The organism is Cypionkella sp. (genome assembly GCF_036782355.1).
In the GTDB taxonomy this organism is placed as follows: domain Bacteria; phylum Pseudomonadota; class Alphaproteobacteria; order Rhodobacterales; family Rhodobacteraceae; genus Cypionkella.
In genome coordinates this window covers 1-20,538 of sequence record NZ_DAIPZF010000006.1, presented here as the reverse complement: position 1 = coordinate 20,538, position 20,538 = coordinate 1, and the positions used below count along the sequence as shown (strand labels likewise).

The window sequence follows — 20,538 nt, the reverse complement described above, 5'->3', positions numbered from 1 at the left end:
AAAATTCCAGTGCCCAGCGATCACGAAGGAGAGCATTATGAGCGATGTGATAACAGGCGCGGTTGCAGCGCTGGCGGCCAAGCTGCCAAACGGATTTGACGGGGTGGCGAAATTCGTGATTTCGGATGCGGGCGCGATCATGGTCGACGCCGATGGCGTGCGCGCCGGGGACGAGGCCGCCGATGTCACCCTGACCGCCTCTGCCGAAGTATTCCAAGCCATGCTGGCCGGCGAGATGAACCCGACCACCGCCTTTATGACCGGCAAGCTGAGTGTTGACGGCAGCATGGGCCTTGCCATGCAGCTTGGCGCGGCCATCGCATGACCCAAGCGCCGCTTTACGCCATTGCCCAAGGCCCCGATGCAGGGGCCGGCTTTTATCTGCGTGCCGCTGATGATGTGCAGCTGCGCTTGGGGCTGTGGCAGCACAAAGCGGCGAAGGGCACGGTGCTGCTGATCCCCGGCCGCACCGAATATATCGAGAAATATGGCCCAGCCGCGGCCGATCTGCGCGCACGCGGCTTTGACACTTTGGTGCTTGATCTGCGCGGCCAAGGGCTGGCGGATCGGCCCTTGGGTGACAGGCTGACCGGCCATGTCGTTGATTTTGCAGAGTATCAGCTGGATATCGAGGCGATGATCGGCTTTGCCCGCGCCAAGGGTCTGGCCGAGCCTTACTATCTGCTGTCGCATTCGATGGGCGGCTGCATTGCCCTGCGCGCGCTGATGCTTGGGCTTGGCGTGCAAGCGGCGGCGTTTTCGGCGCCGATGTGGGGCATCTCGATGGCGGCATGGCTGCGGCCGGTGGCCAGCGTGATCGCCACCGCCTCGCGCTGGTTCGGGCTAGAGGGCAAATACGCCCCCGGCACCGGCGCCGCGACCTATGTGCTGTCGCAGGGCTTTTTCGGCAATACCCTGACCAGTGACCCCGATATGTGGGAGTTTATGCGCCAACAGGCCGAAGCGCAGCCCGATCTGACCTTGGGCGGGCCCAGCCTTGCTTGGGTCGATGCGGCGCTGGCCGAATGCGCAGCCCTTGCGCGGCTGCCGGCCCCTGCCATGCCCTGCTATACCGCGCTTGGCACGGCGGAAAAGATCGTCGACACCGCCCCCATTCATGCCCGCATGGCCGGATGGAAAAACGGGCAGTTGCAGCTTTTTGCAGGCGCAGAACACGAGGTGATGATGGAAGCCCCCGCCACCCGCAAGGCGGTGTTTGACCAGATCGCCGCGCTGTTTGACGCCAACCGCTAAATCAGGATCTGGGTAAAGCCATCGCGCAGCGCCTTGGACCAAGCCTCTGACATCGCGCGAAATTTCTCGTCTCCGGCCTCGATGCGGCGTTCGCGGCTGACGCAAAGCGCGTCTTTTTCAATGATGGCAAGATCCAGCGGCATCCCCACCGAAAGGTTCGAGCGCAGCGTCGAATCCATCGACAACAGCACCGCCTTTTCCGCATCTTGCAACGAGGTTTGCGGGGTGACAACGCGGTCCAAAATCGGCTTGCCGTATTTATGCTCGCCAATCTGCAAAAACGGCGTGTCCTCGGTCGCCTCGATGAAATTACCCTCGGGATAGATCAAAAACAATCGCATCGGCCCGCCGCGCCGCTGTGCCGCCACGATCATCGAGGCCGAAGCCCCCTGTTTCATCGCATGCAGCTTTTCGTCGATCTCAAGCCGCACCGCAGCCAGCGTCTCGCCGATGATCGAGGCCATTTTCAGCATCGTCGGCGCCAGCATGATCGAGGTTTGCTCGCTGGCGTCATGCGCCTCGATCGCTTCGCGCAGCCGCATGATCGTGGTCTGGGTCACAGACAGCGAACCCGCCGTGACGATCGAGATCACCCGCTCGCCCTTGTTTTCAAAGTGAAACATCTTGCGATAGGTGGCAATATTATCAAGACCCGCGTTCGTACGGGTGTCCGACAGCAAAACCATGCCTTCATTCAGCAAGAGCCCAACGCAGTAAGTCATTCATATCTCCAGCGGCTTGGCGCGTAAGCTATTGCTGTTGCAACTGAACTGCAACGGTCACTTCAAGCGATTCCGTGCCAAGCCCGCGCGAAATGCCGCGAATGGGGGCGGCGTCTTGCGCATCTAACCCCGAGCCAAGCCGAATATAGCGCGCGTCTGGGCAGCAACGATTGGCCGGATCAAAGCCGATCCAGCCGATACCGGCGACAAAAACCTCGGCCCAAGCGTGCGAGGCCTCATGCGCAAGCCCGGTGTCATCGGCCTGCAAATAGCCCGAGACATAGCGCGCAGGCACCCCCGCAGCACGCGCCGCCGCAATCACCGCATGGGCGTGATCTTGGCACACGCCTTCGCCCTGCGCCAAGGCTTGCGCGGCGGTGGTGTGGGCGTGGGTGGTGCCCGGGCAATAGGCGATGCGGTCGGATATGGCGGCCGAGAGCGCATGGCACCCCGCCAACAGATCGGCGCCTTGCAACAGCGCGCCCAGATCGGCCAAGGCGGCATCGCTTTGGGTGGCTTGCGTCGCGCGCAGATAGGCAAAGGGCGGTGTCACCTCTTTATGGCCGCGCAGCACGCCTGCCAGATCGCTGGTTTCCACCTGCCCTTGCACCCGCACCTCGATCTCGCTGACCGGGCCCGCAATCGTCCAGCCCTGCACCCAATCGCCCGCGCCATCGCGAAAGCCGCCGCCCATGCTGCCGCCTGACACGGTTACGTTCCATTCAATCAGCTTTTGGCCGTCAAAGCGCGAGGGCGACAGGCGGTGGCTTTGCACCACCCCGCGCACGGGCATGTCATAGCGATAGAGCGTGCGGTGATCGACCGTGAGCAACATTATTGAACATCCCCCGAGAGATAGGCGTTATGGATCACCGTGCCCAGCCTTGCGGTGTCTTCGATAAAGCGGGTCAGAAACTCGTGCAGCCCCTCGTCGAAAATCCGGTCGGTCGATTGATTTTCCAAGCCAGTCAGCAGCCGCTGGGCGGCCTCTTGCGCAGGGGTTGCCGCCCCGTAGAACTTGGCCAGACGCGCCAGATGGTTGTTCATCCCCGCCATGCAGGTGATCAGCGAGCGCGGGCATTGCGGGTTCAAGATCAGGAAATCGGCGATCTTGGCCGAGGTCACCTCGCCGCCATAGGCCCAAAGAAACGCCCGATGCGACGACATCGCCCGCAGCAGCATCGACCATTGTTCGTTATCAAGACCCGAGCCGATATATTCGGCCTTGGGCAGCAGCACATAGTATTTCACATCCATCAAACGTGCGGTGCTGTCGCCGCGTTCAAGATAATAGCCAAGGTTCAAAAAGCTGTAGCCATCATTGCGCAGCAAGGTGGCATCAATCGCGCCGCGCAGCATGGCGGTGTGGCGCATCACCCATTCGGTCAGGGTCGACAGCTCTTGGTTGGGCCTGCGCCGCGCCACGATCTGGCGCATTTCCTGAAAGGCCGAGTTCAGCGCGTCCCAGACCTGCGTGGTCAAAGCCGTGCGCACAATGCGACCATTTTCACGCGCCCGCGTGATGCAAGACACCACGGAATTGGGGTTATCTGTGTCGAAAAACAGATAGCTTTCAATGTTTTGCTGCGTGGGCGCTCCGTATTTTGCGGCGTAACCCGTGGCATTGCCACTGGCGCGCAACAGACTGTCCCAATCGGAATGATAGCCTTCGGCGGTGGGCAAAAGCGCGATGCGCGCGCCCACTTCCAGCAGCCGTGCTGCGGTTTCGGCCCGCTCCATATTGCGGGCGATCCAGTAGAGGTTGTCGGCGGTTCTGCTTAACATCTGCTTACTCCGCCAAAACCCAAGTGTCTTTCACCCCGCCGCCCTGCGACGAATTCACCACCAAGGAGCCTTCGCGCAGCGCCACGCGGGTCAACCCGCCGGGCACCAATTCAATCCGCTCGCCCACCAGACAATAGGGCCGCAAATCGACATGGCGCGGCGCGATGCCCTCTTCGACAAAGGTCGGCGTCGTTGACAGCGCCAGCGTCGGCTGGGCGATGTAATTCGACGGATTGGCCTCGATCAGCAGACGAAAGGCTTCGACCTCGGCTTTGGTGGATTTCGGGCCAACCAACATGCCATAGCCGCCCGAGCCATGCACCTCTTTGACCACAAGTTCGGCCAGTTTTTCGCGCACATATTTCAGATCCTGCGCCTCGCCGCATTTCCAGGTGGGCACGTTTTTCAAAATCGGCTCTTCGCCCAGATAAAACCGCACCATTTCTGGCACATAGGTGTAGATCGCCTTATCATCGGCCACGCCCGCGCCCGGCGCTGAACAGATCGACACACCGCCCGCGCGGTAGACATCCATCAAGCCGGGCACGCCCAGCATCGACTCGGGGCGGAAGCACAAAGGGTCAAGGAAATCATCATCCAAGCGGCGATAGATCACATCAACGCGCTTGGGGCCTTGGGTGGTGCGGGTGTAGCAAAACTCGCCATCCACAAACAAATCCGCGCCCTCGACCAATTCCACCCCCATCATATCGGCAAGGAAGGAATGCTCGTAATAGGCCGAATTATAGTGACCCGGCGTCAGGATCACCACGGTCGGATCGCGGTCGCATTTGCGCGGGGCGACGCTGGCCAGCGTGCGGCGCAGCTTTTCGGGGTAATTGTCCACCGGCGCAATCCGGTTTTTCTGGAACAGCTCTGGGAACATCCGCATCATCATCTCGCGGGATTCCAGCATATAGGACACCCCCGAAGGCGTGCGGCAGTTGTCTTCCAAAACGTAGAAATCCCCCGGCCCCGTGCGCACGATATCGACGCCAACGATATGCGAATACACGCCTTTCGACGGGGTGAAGCCGCAGACAGATTTCTCGTAAGCCGCGTTTTGATAGACCAGCCGCGCCGGAATGCGGCCTGCGCGCACGATCTCGCCGCGCCCATAAACATCGACCAAAAACGCATTCAGCGCCCGCGCGCGCTGTTTGATGCCGCGTTCCAGCTTGGCCCATTCCGAGGCCATAAACACCCGCGGGAACATATCAAAGGGGATCAACCGATCAGGATCGCCGCCCTCGCCGTAAACCGCAAAGGTGATGCCGATGCGGCGAAACAGCGCCTCGGCCTCGGCTTGTTTTTCCAGCCGCACATCGGCGGGCATATCCGCGCTCCAGCCCTGCAAGCCCTTATAGGGGTCGCGCACGGCCTCGCCTTCGAACATCTCATTGAAACAGGAGGTCATTTGCCGCCGCCCTTTCGTTATAATGATCTAACTAGAAGCGGGCAAAGTCGGAAGGTAAAGCAAGATGCGCAAAAAAACTGGCGTATTCGTGCAGATGCACAATTTTTAGGCAGCGGCTTTGATGCCATTGCCGTGAGCCCACCTTGCGGTGCCGGGGTTTTGCCGCCTAGATGGGGGCAACATAGAATGAGGTTTGACATGACATTTCACCCCCTGCCCCGCCTTGGCACCAAGCGCCCAGTTTTCGACGCCCGCATCGGCTCTAACAGTTTTGGCGATCTGCCCGACTGGAATCTGGACGACCTTTACACCGACCCCGATGCGCCCGAATTGCAGCGCGACTTGACTTGGCTTGAAACCGCCTGCGCGGGCTTTGCCAGCACCTATCAGGGCAAATTGGCGGGGCTGTCGGCGGCACAGATGCTGGCTTGCGTGCAGGCCTATGAGGCGATTGACATCACCGCAGGCCGCATCGGGTCTTATGCGGGGCTGCGCTATTATCAAAACACCATGGACTCGGAACGCGCCAAGTTCATGGCCGATGTGCAAGACGCCATCACCAATTTTACCACGCCTTTGGTGTTCTTTAGCCTTGAATTCAACCGCTTGGATGAGGCGGCGCTGGCGGATCTGCTGGCGTCCAACGCAGACCTTGCCCGCTATCGCCCCGTGATGGACCGCATGCGCGCAATGCGGCCCTATCAGCTGTCTGACGAGATGGAGCAATATCTGCACGACGCGTCAGTTGTAGGGGCAAGCGCTTGGAACAAGCTGTTTGACGAAACCATGGCGGGGCTGATGTTTAAGGTCGCCGGCGAAGAAGAAGAGCTGAACCTAGAGGCGACGCTGAACCTGCTGACCGACACCGACCGCGCCAAGCGCGAGGCGGCTGCCCGCGCGCTGGCTGCGGTGTTTGATAAGCATATCAAGCTGTTCGCACGCGTGCACAACACCCTTGCCAAGGAAAAAGAGATCGAGGATCGCTGGCGCAAGATGCCAAGCCCGCAGCATGGCCGCCATCTGTCCAACCATGTCGAACCCGAGGTGGTGGAAGCCCTGCGCAATGCGGTTGTGGCCGCCTACCCCAAGCTTTCGCATCGCTACTATAAGCTAAAGGCGAAATGGATGGGGCTTGAAACCCTGCAAGTCTGGGACCGCAACGCGCCCTTGCCGATTGAAGCGCCGCGCTTGGTGAATTGGGCCGAGGCGAGCGAGACCGTGCTTTCGGCCTATGCCGCCTTTGACCCGCGCCTGGCCGAGATTGCCAAGCCCTTCTTCACCCAAGGCTGGATTGACGCAGGCGTCAAACCCGGCAAGGCACCGGGGGCTTTTGCGCATCCGACCGTGACCACGGTGCACCCCTATGTGATGCTGAACTATCTGGGCAAGCCGCGCGATGTGATGACGCTTGCGCATGAACTTGGCCACGGCGTGCATCAGGTGCTGGCGGCAGGCCAAGGCGAATTGCTTTCGGCCACACCGCTGACCTTGGCCGAAACCGCATCGGTGTTTGGCGAGATGCTGACCTTCCGCAAGCTGCTGGAAGGCGCCAAGACCAAGGCCGAGCGCAAGACCCTGCTGGCGGGCAAGGTCGAAGACATGATCAACACCGTGGTGCGCCAGATCGCCTTTTATGACTTTGAATGCAAACTGCACGCCGCCCGCGCCGAAGGCGAGCTGACGCCCGATGACATCAACGCGCTCTGGATGTCGGTGCAGGCGCAATCCTTGGGTGAAGTCTTTGATTTCATGGATGGATACGAGACCTTTTGGGCCTATATCCCGCATTTCGTGCATTCGCCGTTCTACGTCTATGCCTATGCCTTTGGCGATGGTCTGGTGAACGCGCTTTATGCCGCCTACGAGGGCGGGCTGCCTGATTTTGAAGAGAAATACTTTGATATGCTGAAGGCAGGCGGCTCGAAACACCACAAGGATTTGCTGGCGCCCTTTGGTCTGGATGCCAGCGACCCCAAGTTCTGGGACAAGGGCCTGTCGATGATCGCAGGCTTTATTGACGAGTTAGAGGCGATGGAGGACTGATCCCCAAGGCCGCAAAATCGGCTGCCGCTGCTTGCATGCGCTGCAACAGCGGCGGCCACATCACATCGCCGCCGCGCAGGTGCTGGTCGAAAAACCAATGCACAAAGGCCTGATAGGGCCAGTCGAAGCTTAGGGCATGGGCAAGCGCTGCGGGCCAGTCTTGCGGGCTTTGCACGGTGGCAGCGCAGGGGTGCAGATCGGATTTCCCAAACAGGATCGCGGGTTTTTGGTGCAGCATCGCCTCGATGGCTACCGACGAACAGATCGAAACGCAGACCGCCGCTGCCGCAAGAATATCATGCAGATTGGCCTGCGTCACCAAAACCTGCGGCTGTTTTCGGGCCAGCCAATGCAACAGCATCACGGTTTCCGGCCCCTGATTGCGCGGATGCGGCTTGACCACAACGGGGCGACCCGCAGCGCCTGCGATCACGGTTTGCAGCATGGCTTGGGTTGACATGAACCGCGCCGCCTCGACCGGTTCGGACCAATCTTGCAAGAACACCGCAATCGCGTCTTTGGGCAGGGTGCTACGCTCTTGCGGTTGGTCATAGCGACTTAGGCGCGGCAGCACATAGCGCTGACGCAGGGTCTGAAAGCGGCGCGCGGCTGCGACCTCGGGGACGGTCTTGGGATCAAAGCTAGCGCGATTGCTGCGGCTTTGAAAATAGACGCCTTCGGGATCGAAATAGAAATAGGGCAAAAGATAGGCCACGGCGGTGTTCAAAACACAGGCCCCCGTGCCGCCGCCGTTATGCACAAAATGAAAATCCGCGCCCTGCGGCAGGTCTTGCAGCGCGCGCGCTTCGCGGCGGCGCAAGACAACCTCTGCGCCGCGAGCCTGAAACCCGCGGCGCAGCTCTTGATAGATCTTTGGCATCTGCTGATCGCCCAACAAATGCCGTGGCAGATGAAAAACGATCTGCCCTTTTGCCGTCAAAGCGTGATCTCGACGCCTTTTGCGTAAACCTCGTCCATCATCGCTTGGGTGCCGCGCACGAATTCCAGCGGGCAGGCATAGGGCTCTTGACCAAGTGCTGCGCGGCCAAAGGCTTCGACTTGCAGCACATATTGGTTCACTCCGGCAAAACGCTCGGTGGTGACGCGGTTGCCGTTTTGATGCAGGCTGACGGCGGCCAGATCGTTGACATTGGCATTGAACGGCCCGCCATCCAGCCTCACCATGCCCTTATCGCCCTGAAAGGTCACGGTCTGGCGGTTGTAAAGCCGCATCGAGGTCATCGAGTTATAGGTGAACTTGCCATGCGGCCCGTCCATAATGCCCGCCACTTGCGCAAAGCTGTCGATGCCATTGTCCATGATCAGCCGCGCCGAGATGTCGACGGGTTCAGACGAGGTCACAAAGCGCGCCGAGCCAAAGGTATAAACCCCAATGTCGCGCAACGACCCGCCGCCCGCGTCGGAGCGGTTGCGGATGTTTTCCATGTCGTGCAAGCAAAAGGAAAACTGCGCATCGACATGGCGCAGCTGGCCAATCTCGCCAGCCTCGACCCAAGCCTTGGCCTTTTGCCACTGGGGATGATGCACAATCATATAGGCCTCGGCGGCCAGCAGACCGCTGGCGTCGCGCGCGGCGATAATCTGGTCGATCTCGCTGGCCTGCATCGCGATGGGCTTTTCGGTCAGCACATGCTTGCCCGCAGCCAGTGCTTTCAGCGACCATTCCACATGAATGTGGTTCGGAAGCGGGATATAGACCGCGTCAATGTTGGGGTCTGCAAGCAGCGCGTCATAGCTGGAATGCACGATCAAATCTGGGCAAAACGCCTGAAACCCAAGGGCTTTTTCTGGGCTAGAGGTGGCAAGCGCCACCAGTTTCGCGCCCTTGGCGGCATGGATCGCCGGTGCCATGTGATTGAGCGCGAAATTCGCAGCCCCCAAGATACCCCAACGCATAACCTTCATAACCGGCCTCCCTGACTGTTCGCGGCAGGCTAGCCTGTGCCCGATGCCTGCGCAACGGGGCTTAGTCTTCGGCAGGCTCGACGGTTGCGGGTTTTCGTAAGAAGGTATAGCCGATTGCCCCTAGATAGGCGAAATCAACCAAAACCAGCGTGGTCCAAGGGTAGGTCAGCAGTGCAGCAACCACGCCCACAAAGACAAGAATGACAAAGCTGACATTTTCGGCATAGACCGTGGCGCGCTTGAACGAAGGCGTGCGGAACCGCCCCACCATTAACCCGCCCACAATTACCATCCACAAGGCCACCGCCCAGATTGCCGCCGGTTTGCCGCTGTCCAAAGCATAGGCCAGAAAGATCGGCAGCAAGACCAAAAGCGCGCCAGCAGGCGAGGGCACGCCCTGAAAGCTGTTGGAATCATTCTCGGGCTGACGGTTGCTGATGTTAAAGCGCGCAAGCCGCAGCAGGCAGGCCACCGCATAGACCAAACAGGCGATCCAGCCTTCTGACCGCATGCCCTGAAACGCCCAAAGATAGGTGATCAGCGCAGGCGCCACGCCAAAGTTGACCAAATCGCACAGGCTGTCCAACTCGGCACCCATGTCGCTTTGACTTTTCAAAAGCCGCGCCATCCGCCCGTCCAGCCCGTCCAGCACCGCCGCCACAAGAATCAGCGCGACCGCCATGCCAAATTGCCCCGCAATCGCAAAGCGCACCGCTGTCAGCCCCGAACACAGCGCCGCAATGGTTAAGAAATTTGGCAAAAGCTGCACCAGATGCAGCTTTTTGCGCCGTTTGCGACCCTCGGGCTGTACGATCATTCTGAAATCGCCGTGCGACGCAGCAGGTCGCGGTCCAGCTCTGCCAGAACGGTTTCGCCTGCGATCATGGTTTGGCCCAGCGCCACCAGCGGCTCGACGCCTTCGGGCAGATAGACATCCAGACGCGAGCCAAAGCGGATCAGGCCAAAGCGCTCGCCCGTGCGCAGACCTTGACCTTCGCTGACAAAGGGCACGATGCGGCGCGCCACAAGACCGGCAATCTGCACCACGATCAGATGACGGCCATCGGGCAGTTCCAAGAGCAGGCTGTTGCGCTCGTTATCGGTGGAGGCTTTGTCCATCGCGGCGTTAAAGAATTTGCCCGGACGGTAGGCCATTTTCACCAAACGCGAGGCAATCGGCGTGCGATTCACATGGCAGTTGAACACCGACATGAACACCGAAACCCGGGTCAATTCGGCATGGCCCACGCCCAATTCAGGCGGTGGCACTGCGCGTTCGATCAGGCTGACAATGCCGTCAGCGGGCGAAACGATCAGCCCGCGCCCCTGTGGAATAGCGCGCTTTGCATCGCGGAAAAAGTAATAGCACCAAACCGTTAGGCCAACACCGATCCAGCCCAGCGGATCCCAGATCAGGAAAAGCACCAGCGTGATCGCGGCAAAGATCGCAACGAACTTATAGCCCTCGCGGTGCATGGGTTTGATGAAAGTTTCTAGCATCGTCATAAAAATCGCCCCTTGGCTTGATCGCACAGTCCTAGCCTTTGACGCGACAGGGTGCAACCGTCGGGCCAAGCTGACCCGACGCAAGTTTATGCAGGCACCACCATGCCCTTGGTTTTGGCCAGCTCGCGCATCCGCTCTTGCAGCTTTTCAAAGGCGCGCACTTCGATCTGGCGGATCCGCTCGCGGCTGACGCCGTAGATGTCCGACAGCTCTTCCAAGGTGATCGGGGTTTCTGACAGCCGACGCTTGTGCAGCACATCGCGCTCGCGCTCGTTCAGCACGGTCATGGCGTTTTGCAGCAGGCTCATACGGATGTCGAATTCATCGCGCGCCTCGTAGTCGCCGGCCTGATCGCTGTCTTCATCTTCCAGCCAGTCCTGCCACTGCGTTGTGCCCTCGCCATCCGATCCGACGGTGGCATTCAGCGACGAATCCCCCCCCGACAGGCGGCGGTTCATCGAGATCACCTCGTCGTGGGTCACGTTCAGTTCGGTGGCGATTTTGGCAACGTTTTCAGGGCGCAGATCGCCCTCTTCCAGCGCGCCGACCTTGGCTTTGGCTTTGCGCAGGTTAAAGAACAGCTTTTTCTGTGCCGAGGTGGTGCCCAGTTTCACCAAGCTCCAGGACCGCAGGATATATTCCTGGATCGAGGCGCGAATCCACCACATGGCATAGGTCGCCAAGCGAAAGCCCTTTTCAGGGTCAAAGCGTTTGACCGCCTGCATCAGCCCGACATTGGCTTCGGAAATCACCTCGGCCTGCGGCAGGCCATAGCCGCGATAGCCCATGGCGATTTTCGCGGCCAAGCGCAGATGCGAGGTGACCATTTTATGCGCGGCTTGGCTGTCTTGGTGGTCAACCCACCGTTTTGCCAGCATATATTCTTCTTCAGGTTCCAGCAGCGGAAACTTGCGGATTTCCTGCATATAGCGGTTCAGCCCCTGTTCGGGGCTGGGTGCTGGTAGGTTTGCATAGGTGCTCATCGTGACGCTCCCTTCTTTTCCGGTGCGATTGCGCCCCCGGGCAGGCAAATTTAAGTGTGCTTAAACGCGCCTTCAAGACACATCCTACACATTTAGCTTAACGTCAGATGAACATGGATCGGTCTCAATGTAAGATTTATGTCATTCTCTTCACGCTTATGTCAGCGCAGGGCTGCGATCAGCTCGGCCATATCGGCAGGCAGAGGCGAGGAAAACTCCAGCATCTCGCCCGTTACCGGATGCACAAAACCCAAAGTCGCCGCATGCAGCGCCTGACGCGCAAAGCCCATGCCAAGCTCGGCCGCCTCTTCGCCGTAAAGCTTGGGCGCCAGCCTGCGCTTGCCGCCATAGGTCTGATCGCCCAAAAGCCCGTGGCCGGCATAAGACATATGCACCCGGATCTGATGCGTGCGGCCGGTTTCCAGCCAGCATTCCACCAGACTTGCACCGCCCTTCAGATCTTCGATCACCCGCGCGCGGGTCACCGCATGGCGGCCTTGATCCCAAACCACGGCTTGGCGCTGACGGTCGGTTTTGTGCCGCGCCAGATGGGTAGCAATTTTCAAGATGCCGCCGGCTTCAAAACTGACGCCGCGCATGCCGCGCAGGCGGGGGTCGCTGGCCGCAGGCACCCCGTGGACCACCGCAAGATAATGGCGGTTGACGCTGTGATCTTCAAACTGGGCGGCAAGCCCGTGATGCGCGCGGTCGGATTTGGCCACCACCAACAGGCCGGTGGTGTCTTTATCAATGCGGTGCACAATGCCCGGACGCCGCTCGCCGCCGATGCCCGACAGCGTGTCGCCGCAGTGATGCAACAGCGCGTTCACCAAAGTGCCCGAGGGCGTGCCGGGGGCCGGATGCACCACCATGCCCGCAGGTTTGTCGATGACGATCAGATCGCCATCCTCCCAGATCACCGAAAGCGGAATGTCTTCGGCCATGGTTTCCACATCCACCGCAGGCGCAAGCCGCAGGCTATAGACCTGCCCCTCGACCACCTTGGCTTTGGGGTTGGTCACCGCAATGCCGTCCAGAAAAACATCGCCTTCGTCGATCATTTTCATCAAGCGCGAGCGCGACAGCGCGGCTTGCTCTGGCACTGCGGCCGCAAGCGCCTTATCTAGGCGTGCGGGCGCATCTTCGCCGATCTCCACCTCAAGCTGCCCCTGTGGGGTATCTTCGTCATCAAAAGGGCCTGCCATGACCGATACTCCTGAAGAGCCAAGGCTGCCGCCCTCGCTGCGTTTGTTAAAGGCTTTGGTGATCGTGCTGATGATCACCATGATTTGCGGTGTCATAACCGTGGTCGGCCTGCTTGTCACCCGCATGCCCAATGCAAATGCTGCTTTGCCGATATTACCCTCTAGTCTTAGCCTGCCTGCGGGCAAAACCGCGCTTGCGGTGACGATGGGGCAAGGCTGGGTCGGGGTGGTGACCCAGGACAGTCATTTTCTGGTGTACAACAGCGCCGGAACTCTTGTGCAAGATGTCACGCTGACCCTGCCCTAAGCCTTCCACCTTCGCCCAACGTTTAACGCGCTGCCACAGAGCGGCGCGGGCTTTTGGCTGACCAAAGGTTAAACAAAGCTGAACCAGCGCGAAGGCAGTTACGACGCCCGCATGCCATTATCCTGTGCAGACTTGGCCCAAGATGCCGAAACTGGAGGCAGATTCGACCGAAAGGTTAAGTTTATGTTGCGTCGCGCCAAAAAGCGCTGCCCAATATGATCAAAACATATCAGGGAGCGAGCCATCTTGACCCAAGCCAACGCCATAGAAGCGCGCAATGTCATCAAAGCCTTTGGCCAAGGCGCCTCGCTTGTCAAAGCTTTGGACGATGTCTCGGTTCAGATCAATCAAGGCGAGTTTTTCACCCTGCTTGGCCCCTCGGGCTGCGGCAAGACCACCTTGCTGCGGCTGATCGCGGGGTTCGAGATGCCGACAGACGGGCTGATCTTGCTGGAGGGGGCCGACATCACCTATCTGCCGCCCAACAAGCGGCCGGTGAACACGGTGTTTCAAAGCTATGCGCTGTTTCCGCATCTTACCGTGGCGCAAAACATCGGCTTTGGTCTGCAAATGCAGGGCCGCCCCAAGGCCGAGGTCGATAAGACCGTGGCCGAGATGCTGGCGTTGGTAAAACTGGAGGCGCTGGCCAGCCGCAAGACCAGCCAGCTTTCGGGCGGTCAGCAACAAAGGGTCGCCTTGGCGCGCGCACTTGCCCCCAAGCCAAAGGTGTTGTTGCTGGACGAGCCGCTGTCGGCGCTGGATCTGAAACTGCGCAAGGAAATGCAGGTCGAACTGAAGCGCTTGCAGCTGGAAACCGGCATCACCTTTATCTTTGTCACCCATGACCAAGAAGAGGCGCTGACCATGTCTGACCGCATCGGCGTGATGTCGGCGGGCAAATTGCAACAGGTCGGCACGCCCAAAGAGATCTACACCCGCCCCGTCAACCGCTTTGTCGCAAGCTTTATCGGCGAGACGAATTTTCTAACCGCCGAAACCGAGGCGGGCGGCGCGCGCCTTGCCAGCGGAGATTTTATTGCCATCGCCGGCATGGCGGCGGCAGGACAGGTGACGCTGACGCTGCGGCCTGAACAGCTGTCGATCGTGGACCCAGCGGCTGCGGGGGCGATTGCGGCCACCGTGACCTCGCTGGTGTATTTTGGCACCGACACCCATGTGAACATGACGCTGCGCGATGGTTCCGAGGTGATCGCGCGGCTGCAAAGCCCGGCTTCGGGCGATGCGGGGCTGCTGGCGGGGCAAGCGGTGGGCATTGCCATCAGCCCAGGGGCCGCCCAGATTGTGGAGGATTAAATGAGCGCCGCAGAACGCGACCAAGACCACGCTTCCAGCCGAAACGGCTGGCTGCTGTCGACCCCTGCGCTGATTGTGTTGACGCTGTTTGCGGTGGGGCCTTTGCTGATTGTGGCGGTCTATTCGTTTTTGACGCCGGGCAAATACGGCAATGTCGAATGGGCGCTGTCGTTTGAAGGCTGGCGCAGCATTCTTTACACCAAGGATATCTTTGACGACACCTATGGGCTGGCCGATGCCAATCTGACGATCTTTTGGCGGTCGCTGAAACTGTCGATGCTGACCACGCTGACCACCTTTGCGGTGGGCTTTCCCACCGCTTGGTTCATCGCCACCCGCCCGCCCAAGGCGCGGCCTTTGTGGCTGTTTTTGATCACCATCCCGTTTTGGACCAATCTGTTGATCCGCACCTATGCGATGAACGAGGTGCTGCGCACCGAAGGGCTGATGAACACCGTGCTGATGAAACTGGGCGCGATCAGCAGCCCGATCCAAGTGATGTATACCGATACGGCAGTGTTTATCGGCATGACCTATGTCTATTTGCCGCTGATGGTGCTGCCGCTGTTTGCAGCCATCGACCGCTTTGACATGCGCTTGCTGGAGGCGGGCTATGATCTTTACGCCAGCCGCTTGCAGGTGCTGCGCCGCATTATCCTGCCGATTGTAAAACCGGGGATCATCGCGGGATCTATCTTGGTGTTTGTGCCCTCGCTGGGGGCCTATGTCACGCCGCGGGTGCTGGGCGGCGGCAAGCAGATGATGATCGGCAACTTCATCGACCTGCAATTTGGCCAAGGCCGCAATTGGCCGCTGGGGGCATCCTTGTCGCTGACGCTTCTGGTGATCGTGACCATCGCGCTGCTGGTCTATGTCAAATACGCCAATAAGGAGAGCGCGCATGGCTAAACCTTCGTTTTCGGTCTCGGCGCTGCCCGGTTTTGCCACCACGGCGATTTTGGTCTTTGTGGCGCTTTATCTGCCGATCTTCACGCTTGTGGCCTATTCGTTTAACGCCAGCCAATCGGTGGCGGTCTGGGGCGGGTTTTCGCTGGATTGGTATGGCAAGGCTTGGGCCAATGATGCGGTCAAGGCCGCCACCGTGCGGTCTTTGCTGATTGCGGTCTCGGCGGCGGTGATCTCGACCGCGCTTGCCACGATGGCAGCGCTTGGCACCACAAGGCGCAAGGCCTTCAAGGGCCAGACCTTTATCTATGTGATGATCAACCAACCGCTGATGGTGCCCGAAATTGTCACCGCCGTGGCCTTGCTGATCTTTTTTGGCATGATCAAAAAAGCCACGGGCTATCAAGGGCTTGGCTATGTGATTGCGGCGCATTCGGCGTTTTGCATTCCCTTTGCCTATCTGCCGATCCGCGCGCGACTGGAAGGCATGGACATCAGCCTGGAAACGGCGGCGCAGGATCTTTACGCAAGTGCTTGGCAAAGCTTTCGCTACGTCACCCTGCCGATCCTTGCGCCGGGGGTGGCGGCGGGTGCGATGCTGGCCTTTGTGATCAGCCTTGATGATGTGGTGATCACCGAATTTGTAAAATCCGGCGGCCAAGATACCCTGCCCACCTATATGCTGGGCCAAATGCGCCGCCAACTGACGCCCGAGGTCAATGCTATTTCTTCGATGCTGCTGGCGCTGACCGTGGCGCTGCTGACGGCTTTTTTCTTTCTGACCCGCAAAGACGAGTAGAACCGGAGATTGCCGATGAAAAACACCCTGCTTGGCCTGTCACTGCTGCTGTGTTCCACCTCGCTGGCGGCGGCCGAGGAATTGCATCTGTTCAACTGGGGCGATTACACCTCGCCCGAATTGCTGAGTAAATTCGAGGCCGAAACCGGCATTCGGGTCACCACCACCGATTATGACAGCAACGACACCGCCTTGGCGAAAATCTCGGCAGGGGGCACGGGGTTTGATCTTGTGGTGCCTTCGGCGCATTTTGTGCAGATCTATGTCGAAAAGGGGCTGGTGCAAAAGCTTGACCTGACCCGCCTGCCCCATCACGGCAATATCAAGCCTGAATGGATGGATGTTGAATGGGACAAGGGCCGCGAATATTCGATCCCGTGGCAATGGGGCTCGACCGGCATTTCGGTGGATACTTCGGTTTATAGCGGGGACGCCAATACATCGGACATTTTCCTGAACCCGCCAGACGCGCTGAAAGGCAAGATCAACGTCGTGCCCGAGATGAACGAGATCGTCAATCTGGCGGTGATGTGGGCGGGGGGCAAACCCTGTTCCGAAGATGTTGCGGTGCTGAAAAAAGCCCGTGATGCGCTGATGAATGCCAAGCAATATTGGCTTTCGATGGATTATGGCACCACCGAGCGGATGGCCAATGGCGAATGGGCGGCCTCGGTGAATTGGTCGGGCGAAACCTTCCGCGCGCGGCTGGCCAATCCCAATGTGGTTTATGGCTATCCAAAGGAAGGCTATCCTTTGTGGATGGACTCGGTGATGCTGCTGTCTGACGCGCAAAACGTCGATGCGGCCTACAAATTCCTTGATTTTATCATGCTGCCCGAGAATGCTGCCCTGATATCGGCCTTCGCGCGCTATCCAAACGGCATCACCGGCGCCGAAGACTTTATGCCCGCCGATATGCAAACCGCGCCCGAGGTGGTGATCCCAGAGGCAAGCCGTGCTGCGGGGCATTTCCTGCCAACCTGTGCCGGCAAGTCGATGGACTATATGACCGCGATCTGGACTGAACTGCAAAAATAATCAAAACCAACAGGGAGACGACAATGAAAAACCTACTCTCCGCGACAGCGCTTTTGCTGGCAAGCACCTCGTTTGGCTATGCCGAAGGCAGCTTGCAGCTGTTTAACTGGGGCAATTACACCGGCCCGAAACTGCTGGAAAAATTCGAAAAAGAAACCGGCATCAAAGTCACTGTCACCGATTACGACAGCAATGACGCGGCCTTGGCCAAGATCGAGGCCGGCGGTTCGGGCTTTGATCTGGTGGTGCCAACCCACCAATATGTGCAGATCTATGCCGAAAAAGGCCTGATCCAAAAGCTGGACCTGTCCAAGATTCCAAACCACAAAAACATCGCGCCCGAATGGATGGATGTGTCGTGGGATCAGGGCCGCACGCTGACCATCCCTTGGCAATGGGGCACCACCGGCATTGCGGTGAACACCTCGGTCTATAAGGGCGATATCAACACCTCGGACATCTTTTTGCATGTGCCAGAGGAGCTGAAAGGCAAGATCAACATCGTTCCCGAGATGAATGACATCGTCAATCTGGCGGTGATGGCCGCGGGCGGCGAGCCTTGCACCGAAGACACCACCATTCTGAAACAGGTGCGCGACGATCTGATTGCGGCCAAACCGGATTGGATTTCGATGGATTACGGCGCCACCGAAAAGCTGTCGAACAACGATTGGGCGGCCTCGGTGAACTGGAACGGATCGACGATGCGGGTGCGGCTTGCCAATCCGGATGTGAAATACGGCTACCCCAAGGAAGGCTATCCGGTCTGGATGGATTCGGTGGCGCTTTTGTCGGATGCCAAGAATGTCGAAGAGGCCTATACCTTTTTGAACTTTATTGCCGAGCCTGAAAACGCGGCGCTGATCTCGGATTTCGCGCGCTATGCCAATGGCATTGCAGGATCGGAACCCTTCATGCCCGAAGACATGAAAACCGCGCCCGAAGTGCAGATCCCAGAAGAGTTCAAGGCGGCGGGCAAATTCATCCCCACCTGCTCGACCAAGGCGCAGGACTATATGACCGCGATCTGGACCGAACTGCAAAAGTAGGTGATCTGGCGGCGGTGTGGGGGCATCCGCCCCCCCACCATTGCGATAAGCGCTGACGCGCGGGCAAGGGGCCAGTGGCCCCTTGCGGCCTGTTCCGCAGGCGTTTTCCCCCAATGACTGGAGCCCCGCCTTGGACCTGATCGCGCTTTCTGCTTCTGAGTTGTCCCGCCAGATTGCCGGCCGCAAACTCGCCCCTTCCGAGGTGATGGCAGCTTATCTGCGCCAGATTGCTGCGGTGAATGGCGGGCTGAATGCGATTGTGTCCTTGCGCGATCCTGATGATCTGATGGCCGAGGCGCGCGCCGCCGATGATGCGCCGCATGCAGGTTGGCTGCACGGGCTGCCGCTGGCGGTGAAAGACCTTTGCGCGGTCAAGGGGCTGCGCACCACCTATGGCTCGCCGCTGTTTGCCGATTTTGTCCCCGCCAAGGATGATCTCTTGGCCGCTCGGATGCGCAAGGCGGGGGGGATTTTCATTGGCAAGACCAACACCCCCGAATGGGGCCACGGCAGCCATTCCTTCAACCGCGTTTTTGGCGTCACCCGCAACCCCTATGACGCCAGCCGCACCGCGGGGGGATCATCGGGTGGGGCGGCAGCGGCGCTGGCGGCACGGATGCTGCCGGTGGCCGATGGCTCTGACATGATGGGCTCGCTGCGCAATCCGGCCGCCTTTTGCAACGTTTACGGCTTTCGCCCCAGTTGGGGGCTGGTGCAGCATGATGCCGAGGGCGATACCCATCTGGCCACGCTTGCCACCGAAGGCCCGATGGCGCGCACGATTGAAGACATCGCAGGGCTGCTGGCGGTGCAGGCCGGCGTGAACCCCGAGCTGCCCTTTGGCCGCCAAGCGCAAAACTACAGCGCCCTGAACGGCGATCTGCGCGGCAAGCGCATCGCTTGGCTGGGCGATTGGGGCGGGGCCTATGCGGTGGAGCCGGGGATCCTTGCGCTTTGCGAAGCAGCCCTGACGGTGTTTCGAGATCAGGGCGCGCTGGTCGAGGCCATAGCCCCACCCTTTCCCGCCGAAAAGCTGTGGCAGGCTTGGACCACTTTGCGCGCGATGCTGAATGCGGGCAGTTTCAAGCCGATCTATGACGATCCGGCCAAACGCGCCGAATTGAAACCCGAAACCCTATGGGAAATCGAGCAGGGCAGCAGCCTAAGCGCGCAAGCGGTTTACGAGGCCAGCGTCATCCGCTCGCGCTATTACGCCAAAATGGCGCGGCTGTTTGAAAGCTATGACGCGGTGGTTTTGCCCACGGCGCAGGTCTGGCCATTTCCGGCAGACTGGCGCTGGCCGCAAAGCATTGGCGCGCGCGCGATGGACACCTATCACCGCTGGATGGAGGTGGTGATCCCGATCAGCCTGATCGGCCTGCCTGCGCTGTCGCTGCCGGTGGGGTTTGGCGCGCAGGGCCTGCCGATGGGGATGCAGCTTGCCGGCCGCGTGGGGGCGGATGCGCAGATCCTGGCGATGGGGCAGGCCTATCATCTGGCGACAGATTGGCCCAGCCGTCGCCCGCCGGCGCTATAGCACCTGCCAATCCGAGGCAAAGCGGTCATCATTGGGCAAAAACCGCCCGACATTGATCAGGGTGAACAAGATGGCATAAAGATGCTTGCGCTTTTGGCTGGCGATTTGCAGACCGTCTTGGGCCTGCAAATGCGGCATATGCTGGGCAAAAAAGCTGCGATATTCTTCGGTAAAGCGCCGCGCAAAGCCACCATAGCTTTGGTTGAACGGCTTGCGCCGCCCGATGAAATGCACAAAGCAAACGTCGAAAAACCCCATGTAATACATGGTCTGATGCGAATATTCGTAGTTCCAGACCAAGGACAGCTCGGCCCAATTGTCGCGCAGCGTCACGTTCAGCGCGGTTTGGTCATGCGCCATCAGCTTGAGCGCGTTTTGCGCCGCGAAATCCAGCGCGCGCTGGGTCACGCCTTGCGCGTTCCATGCCGCCACATCAATCAGCAAGACGCCCGAGTTGAAATATTTGCCAAAGGGCAGATCAAAGGGGCGGAAATCTTCGGGCACCCGATCTGGTTTGCGCAGCTGCACCATATCGCGCACCGCCCCCACCGCTCGTCCGCCCAGATCAAGCGACAACAGCCGGTTCAAATCGCCGCGCTGATAAAACACATCGGCATCAAGATAGAGCATCCGGCGGTAATCTGCCGCCAGCAGATCGGGCGCCATGATCCGCAGATAGGCTGCAAAGCTGATCCTGTCATCGGCGGGCAAACGGCTGCCCCAAGCGGCGGCGTCGATCTGCACCAC

General features: G+C 59.7%; 21 protein-coding genes. 10 read left to right on the top strand and 11 right to left on the bottom strand.

Going from position 1 to position 20,538, the window contains the following annotated elements; genetic code table 11:
• Positions 1-37: 37 nt before the first annotated feature.
• Together V7Q10_RS03550 and V7Q10_RS03545 are read left to right on the top strand one after the other, a co-directional pair.
• Positions 38-325: an SCP2 sterol-binding domain-containing protein gene (locus tag V7Q10_RS03550; protein ID WP_333867668.1), complete on the top strand. Its 288-nt coding sequence runs from the start codon at positions 38-40 to the stop codon at positions 323-325.
• Positions 322-1,254, top strand: coding sequence for an alpha/beta hydrolase (locus tag V7Q10_RS03545; protein ID WP_333867667.1), 933 nt, complete (start codon positions 322-324; stop codon positions 1,252-1,254). Before V7Q10_RS03550 ends, V7Q10_RS03545 begins: the two co-directional genes overlap by 4 nt.
• Here V7Q10_RS03545 and V7Q10_RS03540 read toward each other — a convergent pair.
• The 4 genes from V7Q10_RS03540 to V7Q10_RS03525 are packed head-to-tail and all read right to left on the bottom strand — an operon-like array spanning position 1,251 to position 5,178.
• A complete protein-coding gene (locus V7Q10_RS03540) occupies positions 1,251-1,976 on the bottom strand; it encodes a peptidase (protein WP_333867666.1) in 726 nt (241 codons plus the stop codon). The two genes, V7Q10_RS03545 and V7Q10_RS03540, sit on opposite strands and share 4 nt — an antisense overlap.
• Before the next feature lie 28 nt (positions 1,977-2,004).
• Positions 2,005-2,811, bottom strand: a complete 807-nt coding sequence (locus tag V7Q10_RS03535) for a transglutaminase family protein (RefSeq protein WP_333867665.1) — start codon at positions 2,809-2,811, stop codon at positions 2,005-2,007.
• Complete coding sequence (locus V7Q10_RS03530; protein ID WP_333867664.1) at positions 2,811-3,761, bottom strand: alpha-E domain-containing protein; 951 nt, start codon at positions 3,759-3,761, stop codon at positions 2,811-2,813. The genes V7Q10_RS03535 and V7Q10_RS03530 overlap by 1 nt, the downstream gene beginning before the upstream one ends.
• A 4-nt stretch (positions 3,762-3,765) precedes the next feature.
• Positions 3,766-5,178, bottom strand: a complete 1,413-nt coding sequence (locus tag V7Q10_RS03525) for a circularly permuted type 2 ATP-grasp protein (RefSeq protein ID WP_333867663.1) — start codon at positions 5,176-5,178, stop codon at positions 3,766-3,768.
• 198 nt (positions 5,179-5,376) lie between these two features.
• On the opposite strand from V7Q10_RS03525, the gene V7Q10_RS03520 reads away from it, so the two are divergent.
• The gene (locus V7Q10_RS03520; protein WP_333867662.1) at positions 5,377-7,221 is read left to right on the top strand and encodes a M3 family oligoendopeptidase; all 1,845 of its coding nucleotides are present in this window, start codon (positions 5,377-5,379) and stop codon (positions 7,219-7,221) included.
• On the opposite strand, the gene V7Q10_RS03515 is transcribed toward V7Q10_RS03520, so the two are convergent.
• From V7Q10_RS03515 to V7Q10_RS03490, 6 genes are all read right to left on the bottom strand, one after another.
• Positions 7,190-8,101: a capsular polysaccharide export protein, LipB/KpsS family gene (locus V7Q10_RS03515; RefSeq protein ID WP_333867661.1), complete on the bottom strand. Its 912-nt coding sequence runs from the start codon at positions 8,099-8,101 to the stop codon at positions 7,190-7,192. The two genes, V7Q10_RS03520 and V7Q10_RS03515, sit on opposite strands and share 32 nt — an antisense overlap.
• 56 nt (positions 8,102-8,157) lie before the next feature.
• Positions 8,158-9,147, bottom strand: a complete 990-nt coding sequence (locus V7Q10_RS03510; RefSeq protein WP_333867660.1) for a Gfo/Idh/MocA family protein — start codon at positions 9,145-9,147, stop codon at positions 8,158-8,160.
• A gap of 61 nt (positions 9,148-9,208) precedes the next feature.
• A complete protein-coding gene (pssA, locus tag V7Q10_RS03505) occupies positions 9,209-9,964 on the bottom strand; it encodes a CDP-diacylglycerol--serine O-phosphatidyltransferase (RefSeq protein WP_333867659.1) in 756 nt (251 codons plus the stop codon).
• Entirely contained in the window at positions 9,961-10,680 is a 720-nt protein-coding gene (locus tag V7Q10_RS03500; protein WP_333867658.1) for a phosphatidylserine decarboxylase, read from the bottom strand. The genes pssA and V7Q10_RS03500 overlap by 4 nt, the downstream gene beginning before the upstream one ends.
• A gap of 59 nt (positions 10,681-10,739) precedes the next feature.
• On the bottom strand, positions 10,740-11,636 hold the full coding sequence (rpoH, locus tag V7Q10_RS03495; RefSeq protein ID WP_333867657.1) for an RNA polymerase sigma factor RpoH: 897 nt from the start codon (positions 11,634-11,636) through the stop codon (positions 10,740-10,742).
• Positions 11,637-11,797: 161 nt separating this feature from the next.
• Entirely contained in the window at positions 11,798-12,841 is a 1,044-nt protein-coding gene (locus tag V7Q10_RS03490; protein WP_333867656.1) for an RluA family pseudouridine synthase, read from the bottom strand.
• Between V7Q10_RS03490 and V7Q10_RS03485 the strand changes: the two genes are divergently transcribed.
• From V7Q10_RS03485 to V7Q10_RS03455, 7 genes are all read left to right on the top strand, one after another.
• Positions 12,840-13,148, top strand: coding sequence for a DUF6476 family protein (locus V7Q10_RS03485; RefSeq protein WP_333867655.1), 309 nt, complete (start codon positions 12,840-12,842; stop codon positions 13,146-13,148). The genes V7Q10_RS03490 and V7Q10_RS03485 overlap by 2 nt on opposite strands.
• Positions 13,149-13,394: 246 nt before the next feature.
• Positions 13,395-14,462, top strand: coding sequence for an ABC transporter ATP-binding protein (locus V7Q10_RS03480; protein WP_333867654.1), 1,068 nt, complete (start codon positions 13,395-13,397; stop codon positions 14,460-14,462).
• The gene (locus V7Q10_RS03475) at positions 14,463-15,371 is read left to right on the top strand and encodes an ABC transporter permease (protein WP_333867653.1); all 909 of its coding nucleotides are present in this window, start codon (positions 14,463-14,465) and stop codon (positions 15,369-15,371) included.
• On the top strand, positions 15,364-16,167 hold the full coding sequence (locus V7Q10_RS03470; RefSeq protein ID WP_333867652.1) for an ABC transporter permease: 804 nt from the start codon (positions 15,364-15,366) through the stop codon (positions 16,165-16,167). The genes V7Q10_RS03475 and V7Q10_RS03470 overlap by 8 nt, the downstream gene beginning before the upstream one ends.
• Before the next feature lie 15 nt (positions 16,168-16,182).
• Positions 16,183-17,205: an extracellular solute-binding protein gene (locus V7Q10_RS03465; protein WP_333867651.1), complete on the top strand. Its 1,023-nt coding sequence runs from the start codon at positions 16,183-16,185 to the stop codon at positions 17,203-17,205.
• A 23-nt stretch (positions 17,206-17,228) separates the two neighbouring features.
• Positions 17,229-18,254: an extracellular solute-binding protein gene (locus V7Q10_RS03460; RefSeq protein WP_333867650.1), complete on the top strand. Its 1,026-nt coding sequence runs from the start codon at positions 17,229-17,231 to the stop codon at positions 18,252-18,254.
• A gap of 82 nt (positions 18,255-18,336) precedes the next feature.
• A complete protein-coding gene (locus V7Q10_RS03455; protein ID WP_442885813.1) occupies positions 18,337-19,791 on the top strand; it encodes an amidase in 1,455 nt (484 codons plus the stop codon).
• Here the strand turns inward: V7Q10_RS03455 and V7Q10_RS03450 are convergent.
• A partial coding sequence (locus tag V7Q10_RS03450) for a glycosyltransferase family 8 protein (protein WP_333867649.1) occupies positions 19,786-20,538 on the bottom strand: 753 nt, incomplete at its 5' end. The two genes, V7Q10_RS03455 and V7Q10_RS03450, sit on opposite strands and share 6 nt — an antisense overlap.

Coding starts and splice junctions, on each gene's coding strand:
- V7Q10_RS03550 (WP_333867668.1), top strand. CDS start 38: ATGAGCGATGTGATAACAGGCGCGGTTGCAGCGCTGGCGGCCAAGCTG.
- V7Q10_RS03545 (WP_333867667.1), top strand. CDS start 322: ATGACCCAAGCGCCGCTTTACGCCATTGCCCAAGGCCCCGATGCAGGG.
- V7Q10_RS03540 (WP_333867666.1), bottom strand. CDS start 1,976: ATGACTTACTGCGTTGGGCTCTTGCTGAATGAAGGCATGGTTTTGCTG.
- V7Q10_RS03535 (WP_333867665.1), bottom strand. CDS start 2,811: ATGTTGCTCACGGTCGATCACCGCACGCTCTATCGCTATGACATGCCC.
- V7Q10_RS03530 (WP_333867664.1), bottom strand. CDS start 3,761: ATGTTAAGCAGAACCGCCGACAACCTCTACTGGATCGCCCGCAATATG.
- V7Q10_RS03525 (WP_333867663.1), bottom strand. CDS start 5,178: ATGACCTCCTGTTTCAATGAGATGTTCGAAGGCGAGGCCGTGCGCGAC.
- V7Q10_RS03520 (WP_333867662.1), top strand. CDS start 5,377: ATGACATTTCACCCCCTGCCCCGCCTTGGCACCAAGCGCCCAGTTTTC.
- V7Q10_RS03515 (WP_333867661.1), bottom strand. CDS start 8,101: ATGCCAAAGATCTATCAAGAGCTGCGCCGCGGGTTTCAGGCTCGCGGC.
- V7Q10_RS03510 (WP_333867660.1), bottom strand. CDS start 9,147: ATGAAGGTTATGCGTTGGGGTATCTTGGGGGCTGCGAATTTCGCGCTC.
- pssA (WP_333867659.1), bottom strand. CDS start 9,964: ATGATCGTACAGCCCGAGGGTCGCAAACGGCGCAAAAAGCTGCATCTG.
- rpoH (WP_333867657.1), bottom strand. CDS start 11,636: ATGAGCACCTATGCAAACCTACCAGCACCCAGCCCCGAACAGGGGCTG.
- V7Q10_RS03485 (WP_333867655.1), top strand. CDS start 12,840: ATGACCGATACTCCTGAAGAGCCAAGGCTGCCGCCCTCGCTGCGTTTG.
- V7Q10_RS03490 (WP_333867656.1), bottom strand. CDS start 12,841: ATGGCAGGCCCTTTTGATGACGAAGATACCCCACAGGGGCAGCTTGAG.
- V7Q10_RS03475 (WP_333867653.1), top strand. CDS start 14,463: ATGAGCGCCGCAGAACGCGACCAAGACCACGCTTCCAGCCGAAACGGC.
- V7Q10_RS03470 (WP_333867652.1), top strand. CDS start 15,364: ATGGCTAAACCTTCGTTTTCGGTCTCGGCGCTGCCCGGTTTTGCCACC.
- V7Q10_RS03465 (WP_333867651.1), top strand. CDS start 16,183: ATGAAAAACACCCTGCTTGGCCTGTCACTGCTGCTGTGTTCCACCTCG.
- V7Q10_RS03460 (WP_333867650.1), top strand. CDS start 17,229: ATGAAAAACCTACTCTCCGCGACAGCGCTTTTGCTGGCAAGCACCTCG.